Below are 7,250 nucleotides of genomic sequence, written 5' to 3' on the forward strand. Positions count from 1 at the left end.
ATGAGATGCTCACGTAGCACGGAGCTACCGGCGACCAGTCCGCCCTGTGCGCCCAGCGATTTGGACAGCACCCCGGTGACGACGAGATCCGGCGCGCCGGCCAGCCCGCATTCGGCGACCAGACCAGCGCCGCCGGGTCCACGGACACCGAGCGCATGTGCCTCATCAACGAGCAGTGCGGCACCGTTGTCGTGGGCCGCCGCATACAGTTCGCGGATCGGGGCGGGTTCACCGTCGACCGAGTAGATCGAGTCGGTGACGACGAGCGCCCGGGGCTCGTCACGTTCGGCCAGCACCTTTCGTACGGCCTCGTGATCACCCCGATCGACGACGACGACCCGCGCCCGCGACAGCCTGCAGCCGTCGATGAGGGATGCGTGCGTACCGGTGTCGCTGACGATGAGGCTGCCGCGGCCGGCGAGCGCGGTGACGGCGCCGACGTTGGCCAGATAGCCGGACGAGAAGACGAGTGTGGCGGGCGTCCCGAGGAAGTCGGCGAGCTCATTCTCCAGATCCGTGTGCAGGCCGGTGGTACCGCACACCAGTCGCGACGACGTCGATCCGGTGCCCCACTCGTCGAGGGCGGCGTGCGCGCCGGCGATGACGTCGGGATGGGTGCTCAGGCCCAGGTAGTCGTTGGACGCGAGATTGATGAGCGGCGCGGCGGAATCCCGAACGTACGGCTCGCGGTGCAGACCTGCGTCGGCGCGTGCGATTCCGGCGTCGACGAGCCACGCCAGAGCATCGGTGTGCACGGGGCTGGTGGTGATCATCTGTTCTCTCCCTGGGACAGCGACAGGAGTCGGTGTCGCGCCGTGGCCGCCGACGCGATACCTGCACAGATGGCGGCGATGTCGTCGTCGGTGCACAGGAAGGGCGGCATGGTGTAGACGAGGTCGCGGAACGGCCGCAGCCAGACCCCGGCGTCCACTGCGGACCGCGTCGCGATGGCCATGTCGACGGGTTCGTCGAGTTGCACGACACCGATCGCACCGAACACCCGCACATCCCGGACTCCGGGCTCGGTGCGCAGCGGTTCAAGACCGGCCGCAAGCCCGGCCGAGATCTGCGCGACGCGCTCACGCCACGAGGAGTCGAGGAGCAGGTCGATGGAGGCGACGGCGACGGCGCACGCGAGCGGGTTGGCCATGAAGGTGGGACCGTGTGCCAGGCCGCCTGCCTCACCGGCACTGATGGCCACGGCGATCCGGGCGGTGCACAGCGCAGCGGCGAGGGTGAGGTAGCCACCGGTGAGCGCTTTGCCGATACACATGATGTCGGGCGCTACCCGGGCGTGGTCGGCGGCGAAAAGCTCTCCGGTGCGGCCGAATCCGGTGGCGATCTCATCGAAGATCAGCAGAACGTCACGGGCGTCGCAGATCTCACGCAGGGCCCGCAGCAGACGCGGGTCGTGAAACCGCATGCCGCCCGCCCCCTGCACCACGGGCTCGACGATAACGGCAGCTAGTTCACCTGCGTGAGAACCGATCTCGTCGTCGAGCAGGGCGATGTATGCATCGAGCACGGCGTCGCCGGAACCGATCGCGGGTGGTTCGGGCACAAAGATCTGCTCGGGCAACACCGAGCTCCACATGGCGTGCATCCCGCCATCGGGGTCGCACACGCTCATCGGGGTCAGGGTGTCGCCGTGGTAACCGCCGCGCCAGGTGAGCAGTCGGGTGCGTTCGGTCCGGCCGCGGCTGCGCCAGTACTGGATGGCCATCTTGACGGCCACCTCCACCGAGACGGAACCGGAGTCGCAGAAGAACACCCGCTCCAACCCATCAGGGGTGAGGTCCACCAAACGCCGGGCCAATTCTGCGGCGGGCCGGTGTGTGAGGCCACCGAACATGACGTGCGCCATCGAATCGAGTTGGGTGGTGACGGCGGCATCGAGTACGGGGTGTCGGTAGCCGTGGATCGCGGCCCACCAACTGCTCATGCCGTCGACCACCGTGCGGCCATCGGCCAGGTGCAACCGCACCCCCTGCGCACTGTCGACGACGAGCGGCTCCGACGGTGCGGGCATGGCGCCGTAGGGATGCCAGATGTACTCGGCATCGATCCTGCTGATCGTCGCCTCGTCCACGGTGGTGCCTCACTTCACACAGGGATGTCGTATCACGGGCTGCTGTCGCGGGCGCGGGGCCGCCGCGCCGGTCCTGAACACTGTACAGGTGCGACCTGTACGCCGTACAGGCGATGCCGCGCGTCCCCTACCCTGTATGCGTGAGCAATACGCGCGGCGACATCCTCACCGCTGCCCGGGACATCCTTGCCGAGCACAGCCTCGCCGACCTGTCGATGCGCCGGTTGGCCACTGAACTCGGTGTCCGACCGAACGCGCTGTACTGGCATTTCACCGACAAGCAGACCCTGCTGGCCGCCCTCGCCGACGACATCCTGGGCGGTATCCCGCCCGCGCCCGAGTCGTTGCCCTGGGACGAGCGTCTGGCCTGGCTGGCCACCGGAATGCGGGCCGCGCTGCTCGCCGTCCCCGACAGCGCGGAAGTGGTCTCATCAAGCTGGGCCAGCGGCCTGTCGGCCACACACATCGCCGACGAGATCGCGGCGGCCGCCCTGCAGGCGGGTCTGCGTGAGCGGGATGCGCGAGGGGTGTCGACGGCGCTGTGTCAGCTGGTCCTGGGCCTGACCATCGAGGAGCAGACCCGTGCCCAGATGGAACGCCTGTCGGTGACGGGGCCGTCCGGGCGCGATTTCACGGTCGAGTTCACCGACGCGCTCGGGGTGATCATCGACGGCGCCCGCACTCGTGCCGACACACCCCGGGCCGATGCGCCATAGTCAGAACCTGATTCACCCGACCACGACCCGGACGACCGCACCCGTGTACCGGACCGACCTCGACGGCCTGCGTGGGCTGGCGATCATGCTGGTGGCCTGCTTCCACGTCTGGTTCGGCCGGGTCTCCGGTGGTGTCGACGTGTTCCTGACGCTCTCGGGCTACTTCTTTCTGGGCTCACTGTTGCGGCACACAATCTCCGCGCAGAAGCCGGGCGTCTCGTTCCGGACGGCCGTGAATCCGTGGCCCCGGCTGTCGCGGTTGTTGCGCCGGCTCTTGCCCGCGCTGATCACCGTGCTGCTCGCGGTGACGCTGCTGACTGTGCTGATCCTGCCGCAGACCCGCTGGGTGGACATCGGCCGCGAGGTGATCGCGAGCGCCCTCTATTTCCAGAACTGGTATCTGGCGGGCAACTCGCAGGACTATCTGGCGGCCAGTTCCACGAACAGTCCGCTGCAGCACGTGTGGTCGATGGCGGTGCAGGGCCAGTTCTTCCTCGTCACCCTGCTCGCCATGCTCGCCCTCGCCGGACTGCTCAAGCTCGGCGCGCGGGTCGTCGCGGCACTGGCACGTCCGGCGGTGATCCGCGCCATCGTCGGATTGGCCGTTCTGACGGTGGCCGTGGCGTCGTTCGCGTGGGCCCAGCACCGGATGGCGATCAATCAGCCGTACAACTATTTCGACACCCGATCCCGCGCGTGGGAGCCGCTTGCCGGGGGCCTACTGGCGATCTGGTTACCGACGATCCGCGTGCACCGGATGGTCCGCAATGCCGTCGCGTTCTCCGCCCTTGCCCTGATCGTCTCGTGCGGCTGGTGGATCGACGGGGTGAACGAGTACCCGGGGCCGATGGCGCTGGTTCCCGTGGGTGCGACGCTGGCGATCATCTGGGCGGGGTCCGTGGCGCAGGAGAAGGCGCGGCCGGGAGAACTGCCGCGGCCGATGCCCGAAGTCAGTCGGGCGATGGCGGGGCAAGGGCCGGTGTGGCTGGGGTCGATCGCCTACTCGCTGTACCTGTGGCACTGGCCGTTGCTGATCTTCTACCTCGCCTGGCGCGGCACGGACCAGGCCAACGCTCTCGAAGGGGTCGGCCTGCTGGCCGCGTCGATCGCGCTGGCATGGGCCACCAAGAGGTACATCGAGGATCCCCTGCGCAGTGGATCGAGGCGCAGCCACACCTCCGGCCGATTGGCATGGCTCGACTACCGGACGACGGTGTCGTCGATCCTCGTGGTCCTGACGGTCGTGTCGGGTGTGGGGATCAAGGCGTGGGAGCGTCATGTGTCAGCGACCGTCGTCGACACCAGGAATCTGGATCCGGCCGTGTATCCGGGTGCGCGGGCGTTCCTCAACGGGGCACACGTTCCGGACGTCGATCCGCGCCCCACACCGCTGGAGGTGTTGCACGACTACCCGGAGACCTCCACCGACGGATTCATGAGCGATTTCACCGACGGCGAGATTCATGTCGGAACGTACGGCGCACCGAACGGCAGGAAGACGATCGCGCTGGTCGGCGGTTCGCATTCGGAGATGTGGATCACCGCGCTGAACATCATCGGCAAACGCAGCGACTTCACCGTCAAGACGTATCTGAAGATGGGTTGTCCGCTCTCGACCGATCCTGAACCCAAGCAGCAGGGAGTACCGTACCCGCAGTGCTACGAGTGGGGGCAGCGCGTCGTCGAACGGGTCTTGGCCGACCGGCCCGACGCGGTGTTCACCACCTCCACCCGACCCCATGACCGCAAACTCGGCGACTGGGTGCCGCCGGACTATCTGCCGATCTTCGACACGTTCCTCGACGCCGGCATCCCTGTTCTGGGCATCCGCGACACCCCTTGGCCGCACAACCGGGACGGCGGAATCGACACCCCGACATGCCTGGCCGACGGCGGTTCGGCCACCACTTGCGCGACCCGCCGGACCATGGCGTTGCTGGACGAGGATCCGGCGCGCGAAATCGCCGGAACCCGGCCGCTGTTCCATCCGCTCGACGTCTCCGACGGGGTGTGTGAGCGCCCCGGCAGTACCCCGGACCCGATCTGCCCGGCGATCGTCGGCAACATCATCGTGTACAAGGACTGGCATCACCTCAGTGCCACCTACGTGCGGAGTCTGACGGACGAACTCGAACGGCAGATGGGCCTGGCCATCCCCTGGGCGGGGCGCTCGGGCGGATGAGCCACGCGGGAGTGAGATGCGCTGGTCGAGATGACCAGCCCGGTCATCACCGATAGGGTTCTCCCATGGATGCACCGAGCGCAGGATTGACCGAACCTGCACAGCCCGGCGGACCCGCTGACACCACCGACCCGGAACCCCCACCGATTCAGGTGTGGCCGGGTACGCCCTATCCGCTGGGAGCCACCTACGACGGTGCGGGTACCAACTTCTCGCTGTTCTCCGAGGTCGCCAACGCCGTCGATCTGTGCCTGATCGAGAGTGACGGCACTGAACGCCGCATCCGGCTGGAGGAGGTGGACGGTTACTGCTGGCATTGCTATCTGCCGAATGTCGGGCCGGGCCAGTTCTACGGTTTCCGGGTGCACGGCCCGTACGATCCACCGGCCGGGCTGCGGTGCGATCCGAGCAAGTTGCTGCTCGATCCATACGGCAAGGCCTTTCACGGCGATTTCGACGGCGACGCGTCGTTGTTCTCCTACCCGCTGCCGGACAGGCACGATGGCGTGGGTGTTCCTTCCGAACCGGGCGAGAGCATCGAGGCCACCTCCGACGGACCGTCCACACCCGCGACCGAAACAGGGCCCCCGCGTGGCAACGCTGAGCCCGGCGACGGTTACGCACCCACCAAGGATGCCGCGGATACCGGTGGTGCCCCCGCGCTTTCCGATGGCACACCCGACGAGGTGACCGGGGCGCGGACGTCATCGGCCGAGACTTCGCCGGAGGCCATGGCAGAGCCTGCACCCGCGACTGACGAACCTGCTGATCCTGCTCTGCCGCAGCTGAATTCACTGGGCCACACGATGTTGTCGGTGGTGATCAACCCGTACTTCGATTGGCAGAACGATCACTCCCCGGGCCACCCGTACCATCAGACGATCATTTACGAGGCGCACGTCAAGGGGATGACCGCCACCCACCCGGACGTCCCGGCCCAGTTGCGCGGAACGTATGCGGGACTGTGCCATCCGGCGATCATCGATCATCTGAAAGAGCTGGGTGTCACGGCGATCGAGCTGATGCCGGTGCACCAGTTCATGCAGGACACGGTGCTACGCGATCAGGGTTTGCGAAACTACTGGGGCTACAACACCTTCGGCTTTCTCGCCCCGCACATCGAATACGCCTCGAACCCGGACCGGCCGGCGTCGGCGGTCACCGAGTTCAAGGCGATGGTGCGCGAATTCCACAAGGCCGGAATCGAAGTGATCCTCGACGTGGTGTACAACCACACCGCCGAGGGCAACCATATGGGCCCGACGATCAGTTTCCGCGGTATCGACAATCGGGCCTATTACCGGGTCGTCGAGGACAACCGGGAAATGTACATGGACTACACGGGCACCGGAAACAGCCTCAACGCCCGTCATCCGCATACCCTGCAACTGATCATGGATTCGTTGCGGTACTGGATCCTGGAAATGCATGTCGACGGTTTCCGGTTCGACCTGGCGTCGACGCTGGCCCGTGAATTGCATGACGTGGACCGGCTTTCGGCGTTCTTCGACATCGTGCAGCAGGATCCGGTGATCAGCCAGGTCAAGCTGATCGCAGAGCCGTGGGACATCGGCGAGGGCGGATATCAGGTGGGCAATTTTCCGCCGCAGTGGACGGAGTGGAACGGCAAATACCGTGACACCGTGCGGGACTACTGGCGAGGTGAACCGGCAACGCTGGGCGAGTTCGCGTCCCGGCTCACCGGGTCGTCGGATCTGTACGAGGCCACCGGCCGACGCCCGCTGGCGAGCATCAACTTCGTCACCGCACACGACGGTTTCACGTTGCGGGATCTGGTGTCGTACAACGAAAAACACAACGAGGCCAACGGCGAGGGCAACCGCGATGGCGAGAGCCACAACCGGTCGTGGAACTGCGGCGTCGAGGGCCCCACCGACGACCCGGACATCCTGGAACTTCGGGCCCGGCAGCAACGTAATGTGCTGGCCACGCTCTTCCTGTCCCAGGGCACCCCGATGCTCGCGCACGGCGACGAGATCGGCCGCACACAGCACGGCAACAACAATGTGTACTGCCAGGATTCGCCGCTGGCGTGGATGGATTGGTCACTGGCGGAAAAGAACTGCGACCTGCTCACCTTCACCCGCAAGGCCATCGCGTTGCGCACGAAGCATCCGGTGCTGCGCAGACGCCGGTTCTTCGCCGGCGTTCCGATCCGGTGGGGTGACCAGACACTCGACATCGCGTGGCTGACCCCGGCCGGGCAGGAGATGACCACCGACGACTGGCACAGCGGCTTCGG

The 7,250-nt window shown here is 66.6% G+C and carries 5 protein-coding genes; 3 read left to right on the top strand and 2 right to left on the bottom strand.

What is annotated here, in order from left to right:
* Positions 1-773 (bottom strand): aminotransferase class I/II-fold pyridoxal phosphate-dependent enzyme (locus KDB67_RS15700; RefSeq protein ID WP_291017447.1); only part of this gene is annotated, 773 nt, incomplete at its 3' end.
* Complete coding sequence (locus KDB67_RS15705; RefSeq protein ID WP_291017450.1) at positions 770-2,089, bottom strand: adenosylmethionine--8-amino-7-oxononanoate transaminase; 1,320 nt, start codon at positions 2,087-2,089, stop codon at positions 770-772. The genes KDB67_RS15705 and KDB67_RS15700, both read right to left, overlap by 4 nt.
* 140 nt (positions 2,090-2,229) lie before the next feature.
* Here KDB67_RS15705 and KDB67_RS15710 point away from each other — a divergent pair, with 140 nt between their 5' ends.
* The 3 genes from KDB67_RS15710 to glgX all read left to right on the top strand — a co-directional run.
* Positions 2,230-2,805, top strand: a complete 576-nt coding sequence (locus KDB67_RS15710) for a TetR family transcriptional regulator (protein ID WP_291017452.1) — start codon at positions 2,230-2,232, stop codon at positions 2,803-2,805.
* Positions 2,795-4,987, top strand: a complete 2,193-nt coding sequence (locus KDB67_RS15715; RefSeq protein WP_291017454.1) for an acyltransferase family protein — start codon at positions 2,795-2,797, stop codon at positions 4,985-4,987. The genes KDB67_RS15710 and KDB67_RS15715 overlap by 11 nt, the downstream gene beginning before the upstream one ends.
* A gap of 65 nt (positions 4,988-5,052) precedes the next feature.
* Positions 5,053-7,250, top strand: a 2,198-nt coding sequence (glgX, locus tag KDB67_RS15720; RefSeq protein ID WP_291017456.1) for a glycogen debranching protein GlgX, incomplete at its 3' end; no start/stop codon positions are given.

It is taken from the genome of Gordonia sp. (in: high G+C Gram-positive bacteria), assembly GCF_020438995.1.
Taxonomy (GTDB): Bacteria; Actinomycetota; Actinomycetes; order Mycobacteriales; family Mycobacteriaceae; genus Gordonia.

Bases quoted from the DNA above. Each gene is read 5' to 3' on its own strand.
- KDB67_RS15715 (WP_291017454.1), top strand. From the start codon at position 2,795: ATGCGCCATAGTCAGAACCTGATTCACCCGACCACGACCCGGACGACC.